The organism is Psychrobacter sp. KCTC 72983 (assembly GCF_014280455.1).
Classification (GTDB): Bacteria; Pseudomonadota; Gammaproteobacteria; order Pseudomonadales; family Moraxellaceae; genus Psychrobacter; species Psychrobacter pacificensis.
The window spans coordinates 812,074-835,434 of the sequence record NZ_CP060390.1 but is presented as its reverse complement, the minus strand read 5'-3'; the positions used below and the strand labels follow the sequence as shown (position 1 = coordinate 835,434).

The 23,361-nt window shown below is 44.7% G+C and carries 19 protein-coding genes and 1 tRNA gene; 15 read left to right on the top strand and 5 right to left on the bottom strand.

Annotation, left to right across the window (positions count from 1 at the left end):
- Positions 1 to 62: 62 nt before the first annotated feature.
- Positions 63 to 1,601 (bottom strand): alanine/glycine:cation symporter family protein, encoded by a 1,539-nt coding sequence (locus PSBA01_RS03575; protein ID WP_186475056.1) that lies wholly within the window; start codon positions 1,599 to 1,601, stop codon positions 63 to 65.
- A gap of 1,031 nt (positions 1,602 to 2,632) precedes the next feature.
- Between PSBA01_RS03575 and PSBA01_RS03570 the strand changes: the two genes are divergently transcribed.
- The 4 genes from PSBA01_RS03570 to PSBA01_RS03555 all read left to right on the top strand — a co-directional run bounded on the left by PSBA01_RS03570 (position 2,633) and on the right by PSBA01_RS03555 (position 6,353).
- The gene (locus PSBA01_RS03570; RefSeq protein WP_186475055.1) at positions 2,633 to 3,259 is read left to right on the top strand and encodes a LemA family protein; all 627 of its coding nucleotides are present in this window, start codon (positions 2,633 to 2,635) and stop codon (positions 3,257 to 3,259) included.
- Between the two features lie 117 nt (positions 3,260 to 3,376).
- Entirely contained in the window at positions 3,377 to 4,567 is a 1,191-nt protein-coding gene (locus PSBA01_RS03565; protein WP_186475054.1) for a TPM domain-containing protein, read from the top strand.
- Between the two features lie 98 nt (positions 4,568 to 4,665).
- Positions 4,666 to 5,190: a TPM domain-containing protein gene (locus PSBA01_RS03560; protein ID WP_071002233.1), complete on the top strand. Its 525-nt coding sequence runs from the start codon at positions 4,666 to 4,668 to the stop codon at positions 5,188 to 5,190.
- Between the two features lie 167 nt (positions 5,191 to 5,357).
- Positions 5,358 to 6,353 (top strand): adenosine deaminase, encoded by a 996-nt coding sequence (locus PSBA01_RS03555; protein WP_071002232.1) that lies wholly within the window; start codon positions 5,358 to 5,360, stop codon positions 6,351 to 6,353.
- 133 nt (positions 6,354 to 6,486) lie between these two features.
- Here PSBA01_RS03555 and PSBA01_RS03550 read toward each other — a convergent pair whose 3' ends face one another.
- Complete coding sequence (locus PSBA01_RS03550) at positions 6,487 to 7,287, bottom strand: NAD-dependent deacylase (protein ID WP_186475053.1); 801 nt, start codon at positions 7,285 to 7,287, stop codon at positions 6,487 to 6,489.
- 35 nt (positions 7,288 to 7,322) lie between these two features.
- Between PSBA01_RS03550 and PSBA01_RS03545 the strand changes: the two genes are divergently transcribed.
- Complete coding sequence (locus tag PSBA01_RS03545) at positions 7,323 to 7,685, top strand: hypothetical protein (RefSeq protein WP_186475052.1); 363 nt, start codon at positions 7,323 to 7,325, stop codon at positions 7,683 to 7,685.
- Between the two features lie 269 nt (positions 7,686 to 7,954).
- Here PSBA01_RS03545 and PSBA01_RS03540 read toward each other — a convergent pair.
- Positions 7,955 to 8,031 (bottom strand) — tRNA-Arg (locus PSBA01_RS03540).
- A gap of 352 nt (positions 8,032 to 8,383) precedes the next feature.
- Between PSBA01_RS03540 and PSBA01_RS03535 the strand changes: the two genes are divergently transcribed.
- From PSBA01_RS03535 to queF, 4 genes are all read left to right on the top strand, one after another.
- Complete coding sequence (locus PSBA01_RS03535) at positions 8,384 to 9,040, top strand: c-type cytochrome (protein ID WP_186475051.1); 657 nt, start codon at positions 8,384 to 8,386, stop codon at positions 9,038 to 9,040.
- 299 nt (positions 9,041 to 9,339) lie between these two features.
- Entirely contained in the window at positions 9,340 to 10,302 is a 963-nt protein-coding gene (locus tag PSBA01_RS03530; protein ID WP_071002228.1) for an ABC transporter ATP-binding protein, read from the top strand.
- Between the two features lie 29 nt (positions 10,303 to 10,331).
- Positions 10,332 to 11,105: an ABC transporter permease gene (locus tag PSBA01_RS03525; protein ID WP_186475421.1), complete on the top strand. Its 774-nt coding sequence runs from the start codon at positions 10,332 to 10,334 to the stop codon at positions 11,103 to 11,105.
- An 84-nt stretch (positions 11,106 to 11,189) separates the two neighbouring features.
- Entirely contained in the window at positions 11,190 to 12,059 is an 870-nt protein-coding gene (gene queF, locus PSBA01_RS03520; protein WP_186475050.1) for an NADPH-dependent 7-cyano-7-deazaguanine reductase QueF, read from the top strand.
- A gap of 117 nt (positions 12,060 to 12,176) precedes the next feature.
- On the opposite strand, the gene PSBA01_RS03515 is transcribed toward queF, so the two are convergent.
- Positions 12,177 to 13,895, bottom strand: coding sequence for a proline--tRNA ligase (locus PSBA01_RS03515; protein WP_186475049.1), 1,719 nt, complete (start codon positions 13,893 to 13,895; stop codon positions 12,177 to 12,179).
- Between the two features lie 715 nt (positions 13,896 to 14,610).
- On the opposite strand from PSBA01_RS03515, the gene PSBA01_RS03510 reads away from it, so the two are divergent.
- Entirely contained in the window at positions 14,611 to 15,354 is a 744-nt protein-coding gene (locus PSBA01_RS03510) for a DUF4230 domain-containing protein (RefSeq protein WP_083328867.1), read from the top strand.
- 17 nt (positions 15,355 to 15,371) lie between these two features.
- On the opposite strand, the gene PSBA01_RS03505 is transcribed toward PSBA01_RS03510, so the two are convergent.
- Complete coding sequence (locus PSBA01_RS03505) at positions 15,372 to 16,991, bottom strand: cryptochrome/photolyase family protein (RefSeq protein WP_186475048.1); 1,620 nt, start codon at positions 16,989 to 16,991, stop codon at positions 15,372 to 15,374.
- Positions 16,992 to 17,192: 201 nt separating this feature from the next.
- Between PSBA01_RS03505 and PSBA01_RS03500 the strand changes: the two genes are divergently transcribed.
- From PSBA01_RS03500 to PSBA01_RS03480, 5 genes are all read left to right on the top strand, one after another.
- On the top strand, positions 17,193 to 17,864 hold the full coding sequence (locus PSBA01_RS03500; RefSeq protein WP_186475047.1) for a phosphoribosylanthranilate isomerase: 672 nt from the start codon (positions 17,193 to 17,195) through the stop codon (positions 17,862 to 17,864).
- 135 nt (positions 17,865 to 17,999) lie between these two features.
- Positions 18,000 to 19,274 (top strand): tryptophan synthase subunit beta, encoded by a 1,275-nt coding sequence (gene trpB / locus PSBA01_RS03495; protein WP_228724628.1) that lies wholly within the window; start codon positions 18,000 to 18,002, stop codon positions 19,272 to 19,274.
- Between the two features lie 140 nt (positions 19,275 to 19,414).
- The gene (trpA, locus tag PSBA01_RS03490) at positions 19,415 to 20,239 is read left to right on the top strand and encodes a tryptophan synthase subunit alpha (RefSeq protein WP_186475046.1); all 825 of its coding nucleotides are present in this window, start codon (positions 19,415 to 19,417) and stop codon (positions 20,237 to 20,239) included.
- Positions 20,240 to 20,723: 484 nt separating this feature from the next.
- A complete protein-coding gene (gene accD / locus PSBA01_RS03485) occupies positions 20,724 to 21,668 on the top strand; it encodes an acetyl-CoA carboxylase, carboxyltransferase subunit beta (RefSeq protein WP_186475420.1) in 945 nt (314 codons plus the stop codon).
- A gap of 186 nt (positions 21,669 to 21,854) precedes the next feature.
- On the top strand, positions 21,855 to 23,213 hold the full coding sequence (locus PSBA01_RS03480; protein WP_186475045.1) for a bifunctional folylpolyglutamate synthase/dihydrofolate synthase: 1,359 nt from the start codon (positions 21,855 to 21,857) through the stop codon (positions 23,211 to 23,213).
- Positions 23,214 to 23,361: the final 148 nt, after the last annotated feature.

Genomic DNA, 23,361 nt, shown 5'->3' with positions numbered 1-23,361 from the left:
TCGGGCTTTTAGGAAGACTGAATAAGATTGAGCAGTAGCTACGTTAGCGCATATTATCTCTATTACTTACGTAGTGGGTCTACATTCGTTCTTTTTTGGTCTGCTAGATGACGCTCTTCCCAATAAGGTGCGTTTTTGATACCGAATTTTGCAGGATCAAAACTGTAACGTGCCACACCAGCTTTACGTTGTGCTTCGTAGTCTTTAAGCATGGTAAGCGTTGGACGAGCCACGATAAAGATAACAAGGATACCAACAATGTTGAGCCAAGCCATAAGACCAACACCGATATCGCCGATGGCCCAGATATAACCAGCTGAGTTAAGACCACCATAAGCAACCATCGCCATGATCAATACTTTAACGAGGAATAGACCAGTTTTGTTTGCGTTACGACCAAGGAAGCGTGTCAAGTAAGCGACGTTTACTTCAGCGATGTAGTAATACGCTAGGATAGTTGTAAAGGCAAAGAAGAATACAGCAATTGCGATAAACGCGTTACCAAATGTACCGTATACCGATTCCATTGCCATCTGCGTAAACGCAGGCGCATTGATTTCAGTCGTAGCGGCAACGTTCTGAACGATGAACTGACCATCTGGTAGTGTACCTTGGATGTTGTACATGCCAGTAGATAAGATCATGAATGCAGTCGCAGAACAAACCAACAATGTATCAACATATACTGAGAATGCCTGAACAAGACCTTGCTGTGATGGATGCTCAACTTCAGCAGCTGCGGCAGCGTGAGGACCTGTACCCTGACCGGCTTCGTTAGAGTAAATACCACGCTTAACACCCCAACCGATTGCTGCACCAAAACCTGCTTGTGCAGTGAATGCATCGCCAATGATCATGCCAAACACATCTGGAATCAGGCTGAAGTTGCTGAGCATGATGATTAAGGCGAGGACGATGTAACCAAGTGCCATAAATGGAACGGCAAACTCAGTAAAGGTTGCAATACGCTTAATACCACCAAAAATGATGACACCTAAGACGACTAAGATAATGGCCAAGCCAACCAAGCGCATAGAGCCGACTTCTAGGCTACCGATGTTCATGATCGTACCTTCGCCCATTAACTGTGCGAATGCACTGATAACACCGTTGGCCTGTACGCCAGGTAAGAACATACCGCATGATAAAATAGAAGCGATGGCGAAGAGGATGCCGTACCATTTTTGACCAAGGGCACGCTCAAAGTAATAAGCAGGGCCACCGCGATATTCGCCAGTTACCACATCTTTTTCTTTGTAAATCTGTGCAAGGGTAGACTCGACATAGGCAGTAGACGCGCCTAAGAACGCCACGATCCACATCCAAAATACAGCACCTGGACCACCGAAGCCGATAGCAGCAGCTACCCCAGCGATGTTACCCATACCCACACGTCCTGCGAGGGAAACGGCTAGTGCCTGAAATGACGAAATACCATCAGTACTGGACTTACCAGTGAATAGTAGTTTGATCATTTCACCGAATAGACGTACTTGTACGAAGCGCGTCATGATGGAATAGAACAGACCAGCGCCCAAGCACAGATAGATCAGTGCTGGGCTCCAGATAATTCCGTTTACTAAGTTAACTAAACCTTCCATATGTATATTCCTAGTACTGTCTCAAGGTGGCTCTGTATGCTAGGAGTAAATTAACTGGTTAACTTACTTATTTAAGTTAAGCAGTTAAATTATCTGCATCGACTCATATCTATATTAGTTAAGTCTCATACGTGCTTAGCCACCAAGAATGGACTGTAGTTGTCTGTATTTATCCGCTTGGCTTCATCAGTGACACAGACTATTTTTATAGCGCTTGTCATTGATAGCATTAATATCAGCTGTGTGTTTGATTGTTCTACAGCCTCAACTACTGCGGTGTCCTATCATCACGTTATGAATGAGATGAGTTATAAGTCCGCGGATAAAACAGGCGGTTATATAATTAAATACTCCTCATGATGAGGATATTTAATTTGCTATGAGCCGTCCCGATTGGCTACACTGCTGGTATGGCGGATTGAATGTATTAGTGGAGTATCTAAGAGTGAGTAACTGTTTTTTTATCACAATTATGAATTCTTTAATACGTATCAGACTATAAGTCCACTACCAAATGTATTCAAACCGTACGGCTACGTAACTGCAATTTGCCATATTTTTGTACCAATTACTAGAAATTTCTTTGTGTATGGACGGATAAGTTTTATTTTTGGACCATCGATTTATGCATCATTAGCCTTAATAAAGAAGCGAATTTATGAGCTGGCAATCCATTTAATAAACTTTAGTCTATCTAAATAGTAATAGCACTACATAAAGGTATAACCAAAAAAATGACACCCAGTTGTTGCGGTTGTGTTTTGGTAACGGTCAATTGTAAAAGCATCATGATAGCGCCATTATAAGCAGTATATCTTGTAGCTTATAAGATTGAGCAATATGCATGAGTGGTTTTTCATGTTGTGTCTGTAGATATAAAAGCTACAAGCACGTGCCTTTATACAAAATACAAAATACAAAATATAGAGCGCATATGACCGTTAGATGATTGTGAAGGCATAAGCGCAAAAAAATTATTAAAAAACGTGTTACCAGATATTTGTTATTTATCATTATTAGGAGAAACAACGATGACGCGTAAATCTATTATGAAGCCGATGTTGCTAGCAGCACTATTGACGACGTCTACTGTCGGTCTGAGCGGCTGTGGTTATAACAATCTGCAGGCGCAAGACGAGCAAGTAACGGCTTCATGGTCAGAAGTGGTCAACCAATATCAGCGCCGCAGCGATTTGGTACCAAACTTGGTCAAAGTCGTACAGCAGTATGCTGAACAAGAGCAAGAAGTGTTCACCCAAGTGGCGGAAGCACGTTCACGTGCGGGCGGCATCACGGTGACGCCTGAAGTGCTCAATGACCCAGAAGCAATGGAGCGTTATGCCGCTGCGCAAGAGCAAATGACAGGCGCATTATCACGCCTGATGGCAGTGTCTGAGCGTTACCCTGAGCTAAAATCAGATGCGCTGTTCCAAGATCTGCAAGCGCAGCTAGAAGGCACCGAAAACCGTATTGCGGTCGCTCGTAATCGTTATATCCAAGAAGTGCAAGGCTACAATACCACCGTGCGCCAGTTCCCAACCAATATCACCGCAAAAGTATTTGGCATGGATACCAAACCAAACTTTACCGTTGCTAATGAAGATGCCATTTCGACAGCGCCAAGTGTTGATTTTGGCGATTCTGCAAAAGCAGAGTAGGAAGTATTAGAAATATACAAAAATAGAGCGGTGTATGCCGCTCTATTTATTTAGCTGATGACTATTAGTTAATGTCTATTAATTTATAAAGATGTCATTTGAGGTGGTAGAGATTAGATGAATAATTCAAAAGCAATCTTATCAGCATTACTGTTTACACTGAGCGTCAGCGGTGCATCAGTGCTGCATGCTGCGCCCAATACCGATGCTGGCAATAATGCTGTAGCGACAGATAGCCCCTCAAATCTACAAAACCGTAGTGTCGAAGACTTGGTAGCCATTGCCAAAGCAGGGGAGTCCAATGAGGCGATCAATGATGCATTGCTGAATAATGACGCCATCAATGGTGCGGTGCTTGGTAATGACGCTATTAATCAAAGCGCAGCAAATGATGAGGCAACCGCTAGTGCGCAAGCGCCAGCTCAGCCACCAGTAACCTCAAGTGCCCAGAGCGTTGATGCTGACAAACTCATACTCAACGAGCCAGTCGTTGATCAAGCTAATATCTTAAATCCGCAAGAAAAACAGCGTCTAGAGGCTCAGCTAAGAAATATTTATCAGCAGGGTTTGGCACAAGCAGCAGTGGTCATCGTACCAACAACCAATGGTTTGCCTATATTTGACTATGCTTTACAGGTTGCAGAAAAATGGCAATTGGGCGACAAAGATATTGACGATGGTCTGCTCATCGTCGTAGCAGTCAATGACCGTGACATGTATATCCTCACAGGCTATGGGTTAGAAGGTGTATTGCCAGATGCTGCGGTCAATCGTATTATCCGTGAAGACATCACACCATTATTTAAGCAAAACAACTATGGTGCTGGAATACTAGCTGGCGTGGATGCACTCAAGACACGTCTAACGGCTGACCCTGAGGTATTGGCGCGTGCTGATGCCCAAGCTGCTGAGCGTAGTGCCGTGCAAGGCTCAGATGAGCTACCATCACCTATTTTCTTATTTATTATGGCGATGATATTTGGCAGTTTTATTACCAATATTTTGGGCCGAGTATTTGGTTCTATTATCACGGCAGGCGGCTTTTTCGCCGGTTCATTAGCGCTTGGCGGCGGCTTTTTTATGACATTGATCATGGCGATATTTATATGGATGTTCTTGATTTCCCGTGGCGGCGGTGGTGGCAAAGGCGGCGGCGGTAAAGGTGGGCGTAGAGGCGGTGGCATGATTTTCTTACCCGGTATGGGTGGGGGTAGTGGTGGCGGCTTTGGCGGTGGTGGTTTCGGTGGCGGCGGCTTTGGTGGTGGTGGCGGCGGTTTTGGTGGTGGCGGTGCTGGTGGCTCGTGGTAACGGTCTACTTCGTAAAAGCTTAGAGTCTTAATAAGAACGTTTGCAACTATCCAAACACCAGTAATCATCAACAATGACGTATTTTAGGAAACAAAATAATGGCAGAAAACCATGCTTCAACTTCTAGCTTTGCTCGATGGTGGCGTCAGGTCTTGTTTGTCCCTTTGCTGCATAGCAAGTGGCTGACGGCAGACGCTCGCGCGCGTCTAACAGATCAAGTGACACGTGCTGAGCGTGGACATCGTGGTGAAGTGTTTTTGATTGTAGAGAATCATTTACCGATTCAAGACGCTTATCATATGGATTGCCGCGAGCGAGCAATTGATCTGTTTAGTGAATATCGAGTTTGGGATACCGAAGAGAACACAGGCGTTCTCATCTATGTCAATATCTGCGAGCATCAGTTAGAGATTGTGGCGGATCGCGGTATCAGCACGCATGTAAGCCCAACCGTCTGGCGTGCTATGTGCGAAAAAGCAGTATCAGGTATCAGCAACAAGAAGACAGAAGAGAGCTTGGCCCAATTGTTGGATGAAGTGGGACAAGTGCTGCGCCAGTACTATCAGCTTGAGCACAATCCAGCAGGCAATGAGCTGTCTGATACCGTGGTATTTTTAAAATAGTAATACGGCCTCTTGAAGCGCATTATTGATAGAGTCGAAGGTGACTGTTCTCGTCTCTAGGGTTTTGATGCTAAAATATCGCACGCAAAATGTTCGTACCGTTTAAAGACGGTACAAATATATAAATTGTCCACGGCTCGTCTCGATGACACCATTATTGGAATACTATGATTGATTTAATACAGAAACTACCAAAAGCGGAACTTCATTTACATATCGAAGGGTCATTAGAGCCTGAGCTGATGTTTAGACTGGCAAGAAAGAACAACGTAGAGATCCCTTATGACAGCGTAGAAGACGTGCGCGCCGCCTATAACTTTAATAATCTGCAAAGTTTTTTAGATATCTACTATGCTGGCGCAAATGTCTTACTCACCCAAGACGACTTTTATGATTTGACGTGGGAATATATTCTGAAGTGTGTTGAAGACAATGTCATCCACACAGAAATATTCTTCGACCCGCAGACGCATACCGAACGCGGCGTGGCTTTTGAAGCGGTCATCACAGGTATCAAAGATGCGCTTGCCGATGCCAAAGAAAAGTACGGCATCACCTCTTGTATCATCATGTGTTTTTTACGCCATTTATCGCAAGAAGCAGCGTTTGAAACATTAGAGCAAGCAATGGCATTTAAAGATGACATCATCGGTGTTGGTCTGGACTCATCAGAGCTTGGTAACCCACCATCGAAGTTCAAAGACGTATTCAAAAAGGCCAAAGAAGCAGGCTTTAAACTGGTCGCTCATGCAGGCGAAGAAGCGGACTTTTCATATATCTACGAAGCGCTAGACTTACTGAATATCAATCGAATCGATCATGGTGTGCAGTCTATAAAAAGCCCAGAGCTGATGCAGAGACTCAAAGACGAGCAAATGCCACTAACCGTTTGCCCGAACTCAAATATCGAACTGCGAGTTTTTGATAATTACAAAGAGCATAATATCAAAGCGCTTTTAGACTATGGGCTTAATATCAGCGTCAATTCAGACGATCCTGCCTATTTCAAGGGCTATGTGAACCAAAATTTTATCAACTTATATGAGAATCTACCGATAACAGAAGAGGATATTATTACGTTAGTAAAAAACTCATTTAGATCGGCATTTATCAGTGACGAGCTAAAAGAAGCTTACTTAGCGAAAGTGGACGCGGCATTGTAATAAAGGCGGATTACTTTGATCGCGAAGGCTTAACGATTGCTATCAATCGTTAAGCCTTTTTTACGATGTGAAAGATAGATTTCTCAATGAAACAGTCGAATTACAATCTACTCTATCTGTTATAACATCAAGGCTATAAATCAGTGATCTCTTGTACGAGTAGCGGCAAGACTACGCCAGCTTTCTCTGCTAATGTGATATCAACAATTGTATCGGGTGTTGGGTCAGGGTTTATCTCGATAACTTGCGCACCATTTTGCTTGGCTAATTGTGAGAGTCCAGCAGCAGGGTAAACCAAGCTTGAGGTACCGATACTGATAAACACATCACAGTTAGCCGCAGCCTCTTCGGCAGTCTGCCACGCTTGTACAGGTAGTGCTTCGCCAAACCATACAATATCTGGTCTGATGTAACCGTCGCAATGCGGACAAGTAATCAGCTTATCATCAAAACGTATCGTATCTTGCTTAATATAGGCGGCTCTTGATTGTTCTGGATAAGGTATCTCACACTGACCACAGCGATCACGCCACAGTTGACCGTGCAAATGAGTCACTGCGCTTCCAGCCTGCTCATGTAGGTCATCGACATTTTGCGTGATGAGTGTCACTGTTTGATCGGAGGTTTGCGCATGATACTGCCACTGAGCCAATGCATGATGGGCTGGATTTGGTACTTTATCTGCGACCATCTGCCTGCGCCACTGATACCACGACCATACAAGCTTTGGATCACGAGTAAAGGCCTCAGGGGTTGCCAAATCCTCGACGCCGTAGTTTTCCCATAACCCTGTTTGCTTATCTCGAAACGTTGGGATGCCGCTTTCTGCAGAAATACCTGCCCCTGTCAAAATGCAAATGCGCTCTTTCGATGCCAACAATGTTGCCGCAAGTTTTACTTCTGCTATTACCGCTGGTGATAATTCTGCTAACATGAGCCAACCTTTGTTAGTAATGGATATTTTTACTTATGATAGACGGAATTTGGTGGCTTGTCATATTAATCGCCATCATCGTAATTTTATGGTTGGTAGCGAAATCGCGCGGGGCAAAAGCAGGCGAAAAGCACGGTAGTGCCAAGTCAAAAAATACAGTACCGAATGATGCCCTGCAAAAAACATCCGCATTATTAAAGCAGTATTTTCCTGATTATCAAGTCATGCGTAAAGCCAAGCATTTGCTCATCTGTAAACACAATAAAAAAGTGGCGATGATTACCATCGATAAAACACTGGCAGCCGGTCAGCGCCGTTTGGGCGATATTTCTGTGATCAATTATCACCGCGTGCCCAGCCGCGCCCAGCTTGCTACTCATTTGCAAGAGGCAGAGTAGGCGGTGCTTGTATCAGTGGATAAAGAGCAAGTGGGTATTTTAAGAGAAAGTTTTTTTAGAGCTGGTCATTTAACAAGCTGGCCGTTTAAAAGAAGCGGCTCAATTAAATAGTCACGTGACGAATAACAAGTCAGAGGCTGCGAGTAAATTTAACAACACTTGATAGAGGCTACTAGGTAATGACAAGTAATATTGAAAGACTTGAATTTTTGATATTAAAGGGCTTTAGAGGTTTTAGGTAATGCTGAGGAAGGGTGAAATACGATGATTGGTGCGCCCGGCGGGAATCGAACCCACGACCCTCGGCTTCGGAAACCGATACTCTATCCAACTGAGCTACGAGCGCATATGATAACGATATGTCTGACTGTCACGCTTAGATGCGCATGATAACCAGCATAAGATGCCTAGAAATAAAGACCGCTTAGTCTAACAAATAAAACGCATAAAGCCAATAAATGACAGTCGTGATTGAGGTTTTTTAAGAAAAAACAGCCAAGTCATTAAACAAGCATGGCAATTTACCTGCCTTTTCCCTTATAATGTTGGGGAGAATTCATATTTATAATCACCGATTGCAAGTGCGCTGGCACGCGGGATGGCTGTCTGCTATTGAGGACTTAGAGGTCGTCAAAGGAGGACAGACAGAATGTCCGCGCCGTGCTAGTCCTTGTATACGTAATAAGAGAACGTGACGAATGAGAAAAGTAGTTATGTTATCGGCAGCTGCCATTCTAGGAATCGCTAGTATCGCGGTGAGCCAAGCTGAAGATATTGTCGACACGCCTGTAACTGTGACTGACGTCGCAGAAGGCCAAGAAGTCGTAGAAGAGGCACCTCAAACGCTAGGTGGTGAGCCCCAAGCTGCTGCAGACACAACAGATGGCGCTGCACCTGCTGATGGTGCCGCTCCAGCAGAAGGTGAAGAGACCGCCGCTGCAGCGCCTGCCGCTGACGAAGAGCCGATTCCGCAAGATACGCCGCAAGTACAAAAGCTGATTGCTTTGTATCCTAATCTGATTGCCCGTATTCAACCTGTTGCAACTGTATGTTTTGAAGACGATGAAGTGTGTGATGTAACAGCACGCTCATCTGGCCCATCTGCTGGTGACGGTCCTCGTGATGGTAAAGCAGTATACAATGCGGTATGCCATACTTGTCACGCCTCTGGTTTGTTAGGTTCACCTATCTTTGGTGATGCTGGCGCTTGGGGACCACGTATCGCGAAAGGTAAAGATACGCTATATACCCATGCTATCAATGGTTTCAATGCGATGCCTGCCAAAGGCGGCGCGGACATTCCTGATGAAGAAGTCCAAAACGCTGTAGACTATATGGTTGCAGAAGCCAGCTAATTTTTGCTAGCGGCTTTGCTGGCTCTTACAACAGTTATCGATAAAGCGCCTATTTCAGTAATGAGATAGGCGCTTTTTTATAATAAGTATTATTAATACGGTACTTCAAATATAAAGCAGTTGAAATTTGCGATTAGCAGCCTCATTTTATGAGATTACACCGTGTCTTCTAGATAGTAGAGCGTGTTGAACATTTTTATATGGCCTCGGTCAGTATGATAATGACAGTCGAATGTTCAACACGGCCTATTATTCTAAAATCGTGTTTTATACAAATTGATAAAAAATAAGAGGTCTTCATGTCTGATGTACCAGCACTTTCTATCCAAGGCTTATCCAAAACCTATGACAATGGGTTTTCGGCGTTAAAAGGGGTTGATTTAACCGTACCACAAGGTGGGTTCTTTGCACTGCTTGGCCCAAATGGCGCAGGTAAGTCCACCATGATTGGCATTATCAGTTCACTATTTAAGCCAACAACGGGTAGTGTCCATATTTTTGGGACAGATTTATTAGAGAACCCTTCGATTGCCAAACAGTACCTTGGCGTAGTACCGCAAGAATTTAATTTCAATATGTTTGAGAAAGTCGAAGATATCTTGATTACGCAAGCAGGTTACTTTGGTATTCCAGCAAAAGAAGCCAGACCTCGCGCAAAAAGCCTGCTGACAGCACTGGGGCTATGGGACAAGCGTGACAGCAAATCGCGTGATTTATCTGGCGGTATGAAACGCCGTCTGATGATCGCGCGCGCCTTGATTCATAAACCAAAATTACTGATTCTCGATGAGCCCACAGCAGGGGTGGATATTGAGCTGCGCCGCTCGATGTGGGAGTTTATGCAGCAGATCAATATCGAAGAAAACACCACGATTATATTGACCACCCATTATCTCGAAGAAGCCGAGCAGTTGTGTAAACGTATTGCGATCTTGGATCACGGTGAGATTCGTATCAATACAGAAATGAAAGATTTATTGGCGCAGTTATCTGTAGAGACGTTTGTCTTTGATTTAGAGACGCCGCTCAATGAGCAATTGGCTCTGACTGGAGTGACAGACATCTCCCAGCCAGATAAGCAGACGCTAGAAGTCACCCTGACAGAAGGCGAGTCATTAAATGGTGTCTTTGATCAGTTATCCGATAAAGGCATCAAAGTCGGCAGTATGCGTAATAAAGCCAACCGTCTAGAAGAGTTGTTTATGCGCTTGGTTGACAAAAATATTGAAAGTGCAAACAGCATGAAGGAGGCGGGATTATGAGTCAGGAACTAATCGATCATAATAAAACGATGTCACTGAGTAAAAAGTGGATTGCGTTTCGTACTATTTGGTTCAAAGAAGTGCGCCGTATTCTGCGTATTTGGCCGCAGACGCTATTACCGCCAGTGATTACGATGAGCTTGTACTTTGTCATTTTTGGTAAGATGATTGGCTCGCGCGTAGGTGAGATGGGCGGCGTGCCCTACATGCAATTCATCGTACCAGGTTTGATCATGATGTCGATCATTACCAACAGTTACTCGAACGTGGTTTCGAGCTTTTTTAGTGCCAAATTCACGTCTAGTATCGAGGAGCTGCTCGTTTCACCCGTCTCCAAGCATGCAATTTTGATGGGTTATGTCAGCGGTGGTATCTTCCGTGGACTGGCCATCGGTGTCATTGTTTCGATTGTCGCGTTATTCTTTACTGACCTTGGTATTGAGCATTTATTTGTCACTGTATTTACGGTACTTGGCACGTCTACCTTGTTTTCATTAGGCGGTTTTATCAATGCGGTGTTTGCGCGATCATTTGATGATATCTCTATCATTCCAAGCTTTGTATTGACGCCGCTGACCTATCTTGGCGGCGTGTTCTATTCGATGGAAAATTTATCACCATTTTGGCAAAACATCTCGCTATTAAACCCTATCGTCTATATGGTCAACTCATTCCGTTACGGTATCTTGGGCTACTCTGATGTCAACGTTTGGTATTCGATGGCAGCGATTTTTGTATTTTGTGCAATATTTTATACCATTGCTTATCGTTTGTTGAATAATGGCTCACGCGTGCGCTTGTGATGGTCAGCGTGTGAAGCGATAGCGATGCCCAAAGCGCTGTCGGTTGAGCAGTTAGGGTTTAACGATTAAATAGTAGGAAAGTAAATGAGTATTCATGGTATTTTAGGAGAACAAACCACCGATTATCCGACTGAGTATAGCCCAGAGACGCTATATCCTATTGCACGTAGTATGGGACGCGATGTGATTGGCTGGCACGCTGACAAACTAACGGTCGGCGTAGATTGGTGGCAGGCATTCGAGATCTCGTGGTTAAATCTACAAGGTATTTCGCAAGTGGCGATGGCGCGGTTTAGTATTCCTGCCAGCTCGCCCTTTATTGTCGAGTCAAAATCGCTCAAGCTATATTTGAACAGTATCAATTTTACTGGGTTCGCCAGTTGGAATTATGTTCAAGCGTTGATCGCTAAAGACCTGTCAGCCTGTTTGCAAGCGGAAGTACAGGTGGAGTTATTTACGCTGAATGATGCAGCAAGCCTGCTAATAGCCCAGCCAACAGGTATTTGTATTGATGACGCATTGGCAGGTAGCACGGGAAAAATCGCGTTAACTGAGCATCCTGATGCATCACTGTTGAGTAATGATGTAACAGAAGCGAGCGGTGAACGTGTGGCAAATAACAGCAATCAGCCTTATGTTTTTTATTCTAATCTGCTGCGTAGTAACTGCCCTGTGACCAATCAGCCAGATTGGGGCACACTAGCCGTGTCGATAACAACTGACAAGCCTTTTAACAACGCAAATATGCTACGTTATATATTAAGTTTCCGTCAGCATAACGGCTTTCATGAGCAGTGTGTTGAGCAGATTTTTGCGGATTTGAGTCAGTATTATCAGCCAAGTGAGTTGATGGTACGCGCATGGTATACACGCCGCGGCGGTATCGATATCAATCCTTGCCGTGTCAGTGATATGGCACTATTGCCTGCGCCGAGTCGTTTGATTCGCCAATAATTTATAAGTCGTACAAAAAAGCGCCTTTCTCATTTAATGGGATAGGCGCTTTTCTTGTGTCTCAAATCAAACATATCTGACGTTCAATTTACTGACGCTGTATGCTTGGACTACGATTTATTCACAGCCAAGTTTTGCCAGTAGCTCGTCACGGCTAAGCAACTCTTTTTCACCGTCACGACGATTGACATATTCGTATTTGTCTTCAGCGATGTTACGATCAGACACGACGATACGGTGTGGAATACCAATCAATTCTAAATCAGCAAACTTCACTCCTGGGCGTTCGTTACGATCGTCCAGTAGGATGTTGACACCTTTGGCCTTTAGCATCTCATAAAGCTCAGTGGCAGTCTGCATGACCGTCTCTTCTTTTGACTTCATCGGTACGATAGCTACTTCAAAAGGCGCAAGTGAGTCTTTTACATCAGGTGTTTGTGGCCATATGATACCGTTATCATCGTGGTTTTGCTCGATGGCAGCAGCGATGATACGGCTGACGCCGATACCATAGCAGCCCATCATCAAGGTTACCGGCTTGCCAGCTTCGCCTGAGACGCTGCAGCCAAGTGCTTGTGAGTACTTATCACCCAACTGGAAAATATGACCAACTTCGATACCGCGTTTGATTTGTAGGGTTCCCTGACCATCAGGTGAGGCGTCGCCTTCGAGTACGTTGCGGATATCAACGATGCGTGTGATGTGCGCGTCACGATCCCAATTGACTCCGGTTGCGTGTTTGTTGACTTCGTTGGCACCAGCGACAAAGTCAGAGAGAATAGCCGCTGCGCGATCGACGAACACAGGAATATCTAGATCGACACCGATATAGCCTTTGAGCAGTCCTGCGGCTTTTAGCTCCTCTTCACTCGCCATAGTCAGCGGCGTGTTTACTTCTTCGATTTTTTCCGCTTTGATGTCGTTGAGCGTATGATCGCCGCGCAGTACCAGCGCAACCAACTGCTCTTCGCCTTCTGGCGTATGACCTTTGACAATCAAGGTTTTCACGGTGGTGGCAAGTGGAATGTCTAAATGCTCAGCAACTGCTTCGCAGGTTGGCATATTAACGGTATCAACGTTGGTCAGTTCTTGGGTCGCAGGCTGACGCTCGCCTGTGCTAATGGCTTCAGCAAGCTCAATATTGGCCGCATAATCAGAGATGGTGGAGAAGGCAATGTCATCTTCGCCGCTGTCTGCCAAAACATGAAACTCATGTGAGGCAAAGCCGCCGATAGAGCCTGAATCCGCTTGTACCGCACGAAAGTCAAAACCCAAACGGCTAAAGATACGAGTATAGGCGTCGTACATATCTCGATAAGTCTCAGCAAGTGAGGCTTGATCGATATGGAACGAGTAAGCATCTTTCATGGTAAATTCGCGTGCGCGCATCACACCAAAGCGTGGACGAATCTCGTCACGGAATTTGCTTTGAATCTGAAAGAAAGTAATCGGTAGTTGCTTATAACTACGTAGCTCGCCTTTTGCCAGATTGGTGATGACTTCTTCATGCGTTGGACCCAGCACAAAGTCACGATCATGACGGTCTTTGAAACGCAGTAGCTCAGGGCCGTAGTCTTCAAAGCGTCCGCTGGTCTGCCATAGCTCAGCAGGCTGCGTCATCGGCATCAGTAACTCTTGTGCGCCGATGTTTTGCATCTCTTCACGAACGATGCGCTCAACCTTTTGCAAAATACGCAGACCCATGGGCAACCAAATATACAATCCAGAAGCGATCTTGCGGATAAGACCAGCACGCACCATCAATTGGCTTGAGGCGATGTCGGCATCACTTGGGGTTTCTTTTAGTGTGGCAAATAAAAATTGACTGGCTTTCATAAATAAAGCGTAACCTTATCTTTGATAAAAAAATAAGAAATAGTAGGATGTTGAGCGTATGGCTAATCGTTTCATTGCCGCCGCAAGCTTACCTTTATCACTTAGCAATATTCTAGGGTATTTCCTAGTTACTCACATGCTGATATAAAAAAGCACATCAGTAAGAACCACTCTTATAAGAGTAAATAAGAGAGGTAAATTTGATTTAAGGTATGAATATGCCGAAATGCAATATATTCAGGGCAAGAGCCTGATAATGCTAAAAGACTGACATTTTATACATACAATCTGACTATGTTAGGTAAAGTTCGCCTAAGACGCAATGACTTTTTATCTTTTCAGACCGAACGTTATACAAAGGCTGAGATGAGACTCGAATAATTGAGTTATAGTCAATCCTAAATAAAACAGATACATTATATATCAAGGTGGAACTGGTCTAAATTTTCCTTGCGTGCTGTGCTTACGCTGCTCGATGCTGCGAAAAATTTATCCCAGTCCCACTGTGTCGTTTTTATACTGAATTCACTATATTTATAAGATTTTAAGATAAGCACAATTTACGTATTATGTAGAAGATTGGTAGCCACTACTTGAATTTACTGCACAATAGTCGCATTTACAGGTTAAGTATTTGTTTTAATTATATAAAACCGTTGGTCATCTGAAAAACGATGCACTCTTATAACGATGCACCTTTATAAAGGTAACTTCTATGAGTAGTCCTGATATGAACAATACCAATGGCACCCACAAGCCAGCGAAGCAGCCTATTGCCATGATGTCTTGGGTAATATTACTCATTGGCTTAGCAGCCATCGTTTTTGCTATTTATAGCGCGCAAAAAATCACAGAAGAAGAACCGATAGAAACCATCACTCGAGAAGGCGTGGTCACGCAAATCCAGCAATTAAACAGACTCCATACCGTCGCGTTTAGTGTTGATACGGTGATTACGAGTGAGCGTCCGGGGAGTTGGATGAAGTTGTGGCAAGATGAACAAAAAGCGCTGTTCATCGCTCATGGCCGCGTCGAAGCAGGGGTTGATCTGAGTGCTTTGACGCCTGAGATGGTGCAGGTCATTCAGCCTACTCAGACTATAACTGATGCAGAGGATGAGCAAGCAGCGAATAATGCACCTGCCTCAGCCATGCCACAAATCAATATTACCTTACCACCTACAGAGATATTTTCAGTATATTTAGATGATATCGAGATTTATGACTGGCAGACAGGCGCTTTTGGCATGATGCAAGTTGATCCTAAGATATTGGCGCAAGCACAAACCATGGCAAAAAAAGAAGTGCTAGAGCGTGCCTGCCGAGGAGATGTCATGAATATGGCGCTGCAAAATGCTCAAACGCAATTGCAGCAGCTGTTTGCTTTAACGGGTGCTGTCGTGACGGTCAACACGCAGGGTGCAGGCGCATGTCAGTTGCCAGCAGTCACTAATAGCTAAATTATTTAATAGCTAGTTTACTCTTTTTTGAATTCAGCAATGGCGAGCTTACGTGCTGATTTATGTTCGACCATCGGCGCAGGGTAGTCCACATTTGCAAAGTCTCCACCCTTCGCCAGTGCTTTACGCATTTTATCCTCACTATGCAAAGTGCTCGCGGGGATGTCTTTTAGTTCTGGTAGCCACGTTTTGATAAATATCGCTTTTTTATCATGAGTGCTGCCTTGGCTAAAGGGGTTCATAATACGAAAATAAGGCGCTGAGTCAGTACCTGTTGATGCGCTCCATTGCCAGCCGCCATTATTGGAGGCAAAATCCCCATCGATGAGCTGCTGCATAAAGTAGCGCTCACCCAAGCGCCAATCAATCAACAAGTCTTTGGTCAAAAACATTGCCGTGACCATGCGCAGTCGATTGTGCATAAATCCAGTAGCGTTCAGACAGCGCATCGCCGCATCAACGAGTGGTACGCCTGTTTTGCCCGTGCACCATGATTTAAAATCATCGTCATCATATGACCAACTAACTTTATTGTCAGTGTCCTCTTTATACGCTTTATGGCGAATCAGGTTTGGCTTATCGACCAGCACATGACGATAAAAATCTCGCCAAGCAAGCTCGCTTATCCAGCGGTCGATATCTTCATTATCGCCATCATTGCCGTGTAGCTTTTCTTGTACTTTGCTGGCTTGTAAATAGCACAGTCGAGGGCTGATGGTGCCTATAGTGAGATAAGCGGATAGCTGACTGGTGGCATGCAGGTGTGGCACATCACGGCTGACATCATAGTCATTGATATCATCAGCGACAAACTCATCTAAGCGCTGGCAAGCAGCAGATTCACCCGCAGGATAGGCGTCTCTTGCGGCTGTGAGTTGGGCTTTTATATCGATATGCTGTAACGAGTCTTCTTTTTGCAGCGTCTTTTGATAATCACCAAGCATTTCTTCACTGAGGGCTTTGATATCGTCAGCTGTATGGGCACTATTTTTCGATGATTTTAGCCCGATTTTATCATCGCAGTCGACTGCTGGTGCGTCATGCGTCTGGGTGGTGCTAACGTCTAGCGTATGTCGCCATTTCTTATAAAACGGCGTGAAGACTTTATACATACTATCGCCGTCATTTGTCGTGATACTCAGCGGTGGCAAGATACATTGGTCATGCCAGCGGACAAACTCGATGTCGTCTTTTGCAAGCTGCTCACTCAATGCCTCATCACGATCACTCTCATTGCCTTCGTATTCATGGTTAGCCATGACGCAGCTGATGTCGTTGTCCTTACATAAGCTCGTCAGAGACTCTATACAGTCAGAAAAGCTTGGACAGAGCTGTACTGTTAAAGTGATATTCAGTTGTGATTTCAAATCCTTTGCTAGTATAGGTAACGTACGGGCAATATGGTCGACTTGCACCAGAGAAGTGTCATGCTGTTGCCACTGCTCGGGCGTCAAAAAGAATATGGCGGATACCGATGCATTGTCTTCATTAGCCCGCTCGCACAGTGCTGCCAATGCGGTATTATCATGAATGCGCAAATCTCGACGAAACCACATCAAGTAATGCAACGGACTGTCGCTATCGCTACTGTCATTGTTTTTATTATTGCTACCATTGTTGTTAGTAGTCTTTGACATCAAAGTATCCCTATATGAATCAATCGCAATCATAAACAAAACTCGGCATAAAAGTATGCTAGGATAAGTTTTTGGATGCAATGGCTTTGCCGTTTGCGTAACAAATTCTCATCATATCTCACGATTTATCTTTAGTCTGACGCTATCTGATGCCGCTATAATCGATGTCAGATTTATGAATATAAAATCCAAGGTCACAAAATGCTCGTTAAGTTTTGCGGATTTACTCAGCTTAGTGATATACAGACTGCGGCACAGTTAGGTGCAGACGCAGTCGGTTTGGTGTTTTATCCGCCAAGTCCGCGTGCGGTCACGATAGAGCAAGCACAGACATTGAGTGCTGCCGTGCCTGCTTTTGTCAGCGTGGTGGCGTTAGTGGTCAATATGCCTAAAGAAGAGCTGGTCAAATTAGCAAACGATGTACCTTTTGATATCATTCAGTTTCACGGTGATGAAACGCCTGAACAATGCGAGCAGCTGGCAAGCCGTGTCAATAAACGCTGGATCAAAGCATTGCGTATCAATGCAGAGCAAGACACGCCAGATAGCGTTCGTGCTCAGATTGCACAGTTTGCTGACGCAGGTGCCAGTAGTATTTTGCTGGATGCGTATCATCAAGCGGCATATGGCGGGACAGGGCAGCGCTTTGACTGGTGTCTCATTCCCCATGACAGCGCGCTACCAATTGTACTGGCTGGTGGTCTTGATGCGCAAAATGTCGCAGAGACATCAAATCTGCCCATCTACGGCGTCGATGTCAGTGGTGGTATCGAGGTTGATAAAGGCAAAAAAGATGCTGCTAAGATGCGTGCCTTTATGAAAGCGGTCAAGCGCGACCGATGGCAAAACGCTACGGTCACTGACGCCATTTAAGTTTGTTATCGTAGGTTATTTTCTATATATAATAGGCTTATTTGGTCGTTATTCCGATTTTTCCGTTCCAATCTTATTTCATTTTTCTCTTTATATTTATTCTAAAAAATACCACTTATTACAGTAGGAATTACCATGAGTCATGTCGCGAACAAAGATTTATCTACTACAGCACAATCTGTAAACACCTTTACCAATCCTGGAAACGTGCAAGATTTTAACCAATACCCTGATGCACGCGGACATTTTGGGGTGCATGGTGGACGCTTTGTCTCTGAGACGCTGATGGCCGCATTAGAAGAGCTTGAGACGCTTTATACCAAAGTCAAAGCAGATCCAGCATTCTGGGAAGAGTATCATAACGATTTGGTCAATTATGTCGGTCGTCCAACGCCGCTGTATCATGCCAAACGCTTGAGTGATGAGATCGGCGGCGCGCAAATTTACTTTAAGCGTGAAGACCTGAACCATACTGGCGCGCACAAAGTAAACAACACCATTGGACAAGCACTGCTTGCCAAGATGTGTGGCAAAAAACGTATCATCGCCGAAACTGGCGCAGGACAGCATGGTGTCGCGACCGCAACGATTGCAGCACGCTTGGGGCTAGAATGTATCGTATATATGGGTGCTGATGATGTCGAGCGTCAAAAAATGAACGTCTATCGTATGCGTTTGCTTGGTGCGACAGTGGTGCCAGTAACGTCTGGCTCACGCACGCTAAAAGACGCGATGAACGAGGCGATGCGTGATTGGGTGACCAATGTTGATAGCACGTATTATATTATTGGTACCGTTGCAGGGCCGCATCCTTATCCGCTATTGGTTCGTGATTTCCAAGCGATTATTGGGAAAGAAGCGCGCATTCAGCATTTAGAAAAAACAGGCAAGCTTCCTGATGCGTTGGTTGCTTGTGTCGGTGGTGGTTCAAATGCTATTGGTTTGTTCTTTGATTTCCTCAATGATACTGACGTTAAGATGTATGGCGTCGAAGCCACGGGTGATGGTATCGAGTCAGGTCGTCATTCTGCGCCATTGGCTGCAGGTCGTATTGGCGTGCTGCATGGTAACCGTACTTACCTCATGGCAGATGATGATGGTCAGATTCAAGAGACGCATTCTATCTCAGCCGGTCTTGATTATCCTGGTGTTGGTCCTGAGCACAGCTTCCTAAAAGACATGAAACGCGTTGAGTATGTCGGCTGTACTGACAAAGAGGCGCTAGAAGGTTTCCATGAAGCCACGCGCAAAGAAGGTATCATCCCTGCGCTTGAGACTTCTCATGCTATCGCTTATGCCTTAAAACTGGCGAAAACCATGACGCCTGATCAGACAATCATCGTTAATATGTCAGGTCGCGGTGACAAAGATTTGCATTCAGTAATGAAAGCAGAAGGGATTGAGATGTAGTAACAAGTCATTTGATGAATGATCAATTTATAAGTTGCTAAACTCTCCTTCATAAAGAAAATTGCCTAATGCCCTTTACCTAATATAGCTTGTTAGATAAAGGGTCAGACAAGCCAGTTTATAATAATTAAGAGACCACTATGACCAGAATTGAAAGCACCTTTGAAACTTTAAAATCACAAAACAAAAAAGCCCTGATTCCTTATGTCATGGCAGGCGATCCTAATCCTGCAACCACTGTCGGTCTATTGCATAACTTGGTCAAGCACGGCGCAGATATGATTGAAGTCGGTCTGCCGTTCTCTGACCCGATGGCAGATGGTCCAGTCGTATCGCTGGCAGGTGAGCGTGCCTTAGCCGCAGGTACGAGCACACGTGATGCGCTAAAGATGGTGGCAGAGTTTCGCCAAACCGACACGCAAACGCCAATCATCTTGATGGGCTATCTTAATCCTGTAGAGATTATCGGCTATGACAATTTTGTCACGCTATGCGAGCAGTCAGGCGTTGATGGTTTATTGATGGTAGATTTGCCACCAGCCGAGGCGGGTAGCTTTACGCAGCATTTGACCGACCATTCAATGAATGAGATTTTTTTGCTGTCGCCGACCACTTTGCCTGAGCGCCGTGAGCAAGTATTGACCCATTGCGGTGGTTATATTTACTATGTATCGCTAAAAGGTGTGACGGGCTCAGCCACGCTAGATACTGACGATGTAGCAACTCAAGTGCAAGCAATCAAAGCAGAAACAGACTTGCCAGTATGCGTCGGCTTTGGTATCCGTGATGGCGCTTCTGCAAAAGCAATTGGTACTCATGCGGATGGTGTTATCGTGGGTAGTGCATTGGTACAGAATTTTGCAGATATTGATGCCAATGACACCGCGGCTGTGGCCAAGGCTCAGCAAAACATTATGGCAAAAATGGATGAGCTGCGTGCGGCATTAGACAGTCTGAGTGCTTAATATTCATTATCCTAGTATCGCTTTTATTAATCTAACAGCGGCAAGATGTTTTAAGTATCTCATTGAGGCAATTTGATAAAGGTAATAGCTGGTTTGAAGGGGTTATTTTGAGTAGTTGTCCTTGAATCGCGAAGTTAAATAATGGGAATCAATGACTCAAAAACGTTACTGAAAGATGACGTTAAATGACTTTGCTAAATTTAGTTTACGAGTGTAAACTAACATGACTATTATATGGCGTCTGATAGCCGTGATTTGTCAGTGACTAGTTTCAAAAAGCATCTGCCAAAAAGCATTTGCCAAAAAGTCTCAACAAGCACATCATCTATCAACAAGCACCTAACCAAATGATCGACACGTAAGATTGATACATTAGCGTGTCGCATAATTGCTCATGTTATGACTGGGTTTGACGCTTTGTTTAGACAACCATTAAACTCTCAATGACAAGCGAATGAGCCAACTTGTCAATAAGCCTTTTATGATGGCAAATAATATGACTGATACAGCAACAAAACTCGATAATAATACTGCTAAAGCCGAGCCAAACAGCAACGCGGATAGGCAGTCATGGTTTAACCGTCCTATACCAGGTATCAAGCAGCAATTAACTGCGCAATTGACCGCGGTAGAGACTGAACCGTCGACCAAATGTAGCAATTGTCATTCTGTGATTACCAACACCGCACTGATTTTTAACTGCTATGTGTGTCCGCACTGTGATCATCATTTACCGATGAGTGCTCGTGAGCGCTTAAATTGGTTGCTTGATCAAATAGACGGTGAGACAGGTCAAGAATTCACTGCCAAAGATCCGCTGAGCTTTGTGGATAGCAAGCCATATCCTGCGCGTATGAGCGAAGCACAAGAAAAAACGGGCGAGAGTGAAGCGCTGGTTGCCATGTACGGCAAGCTGCGTAACCTTGATATTGTCGCTTGTGCCTTTGATTTCCGTTTTATGGGCGGCTCGATGGGTTCAGTGGTTGGCGATCGTTTTGTACAAGCCGCTGAAAGAGCGCTTGAGCAAAAAATCCCATTAGTCTGCTTTGCCGCGTCAGGCGGTGCACGTATGCAAGAAGGTCTGTTATCATTGATGCAAATGGCACGTACAGCTGCCGCGATTGAACGTCTAAAAATCGCTGGTATTCCGTATATTGTGGTATTGACCAATCCTGTATACGGCGGTGTGACTGCGTCATTGGCCATGCTGGGTGATATCCATCTGGCAGAACCAAAAGCGATGATTGGCTTTGCGGGCAAGCGCGTGATCGAGCAGACCGTGCGTGAGACGTTAGAAGAGCCGTTCCAACGTGCAGAGTTCTTATTAGAGCATGGCGTCGTAGATGAAGTGGTGCATCGTCATCAACTGATTGATACGATCTATCGTTTGCTCGCAAAACTGTGCCACGTACCTAATGTAGATGCTTAATAAGATGTATGGCTCAGTATCATGAGTCATTTATTGAGTGCATAAACGCCTAGCCGCGTGCTAACATCTACTGCATATGCGAGACCCTCTAATAGCATTTATCGTCATTGCACGGTAAATGCTATTTTTGGTTTTAGCCAACACATATATTTATATTTCTTATTAAATTTCCTATAGGTTTTATCCATGTCTGATCTTGTAGCGTCCAACTCTAGTAGCCCCAACGATAACGTTGGTTTGGTCAGCTTGACCGAATGGCTAAATTATATGCAGCAAATACATGTGTCTGCGATAGATATGGGACTATCGCGTGTATTGCCTGTTGCCGAAGCGCTAGGAGTAGTAAAGTCAGCTAAAGATGACGCTTATGTCTTCACTGTGGCAGGCACCAATGGTAAAGGCTCTACGACCGCTGTTATCGCCGAAATGTGTAAAGCCGCAGGTTATAAGACGGCACTATATCAATCGCCGCACTTGAGCGTATTTAATGAGCGCGTGCGTATCAATGGCGAAATGGTCAGCGATGAGACGCTGATTGATGCTTTTAGCAAAGTCGAAGCAGCACGTTTAGAGTGCGATTTGACCTTGTCATTCTTTGAGATGACAACGCTGGCAGCATTACTCATATTTGCTGAGGCAGACTGTGATGTATGGGTGTTAGAAGTTGGATTAGGCGGACGGTTAGATGTGGTCAATATTATTGATCCTGATATGGCAGTGATTACTAATATTGGTATCGATCATGTCGACTGGCTAGGTGACAATGTTGAGGACATCGGTCGCGAGAAAGCAGGTATATTGCGCCAAGGTATTTCTTTAGTTTATGGTGCTATTGAAATGCCATCTAGCGTGCAGCACGCTATCGATAATAAGCAAGCGACTTGTTATCAAATTGGGCAAGATTTTAGCTACCGCGATATTGACTCAATGATTTGGCAATACAGTAATGCCGCTGTTACCTTGCAACTACCACGCCCTGCGCTATCCTTAACCAATACTGCTAATGCACTATCGGCGGTACTTGCAAGCCCGTTGAAAGTCGATATAAGTGCCATCGAGCAGGCATTGCAAACTGTCAAACTGGCAGGGCGCTTTGATTATCGTGAAAGCCATCATCGCCATTGGTTGTTTGATGTGGCGCACAACGAGCAAGGTGTGGAATTTTTATTAGCGCAGTTATTGCCATTTTGGCATCAGCATTTGAGTAAACACGGCAGCCAATCTGATAGAGACCTTCCAAAAATCAAAATGTTGTTCTCTATGTTGGGTGATAAAGATATCGACAAAGTAGTACAGCGTCTGACTCAAGCAGGCTTGCCGATTAGTGATTGGTTCATTGCTGAGATTGATTATCCTCGTGCCGCGAGTACCGAGCAGCTACAAGGCGTCTTAGCCAAATACATAGATACTCGCCATGTCCATGATTTTGATGGTTTACAAGCAGCGACGGAGGCGGTCATACAGGCAAGCCAACCACAAGATTTGATCGTCGTATGTGGTTCGTTTCATACGATTGGCGAAGCGCTTGCTGCACTTGCCGTATGATCATTTAAGTTAAGGTGGCGCCTGTTTAGTGTTAATCTTAGTACTTGCCTGATGGCAGACAGCACGAAAAATATGCTTTATAATCAAAATGATTTGCAAGACTGGCATAAATGGGTCGGCATAGATTTTGAACACTGATGGCAGTAAC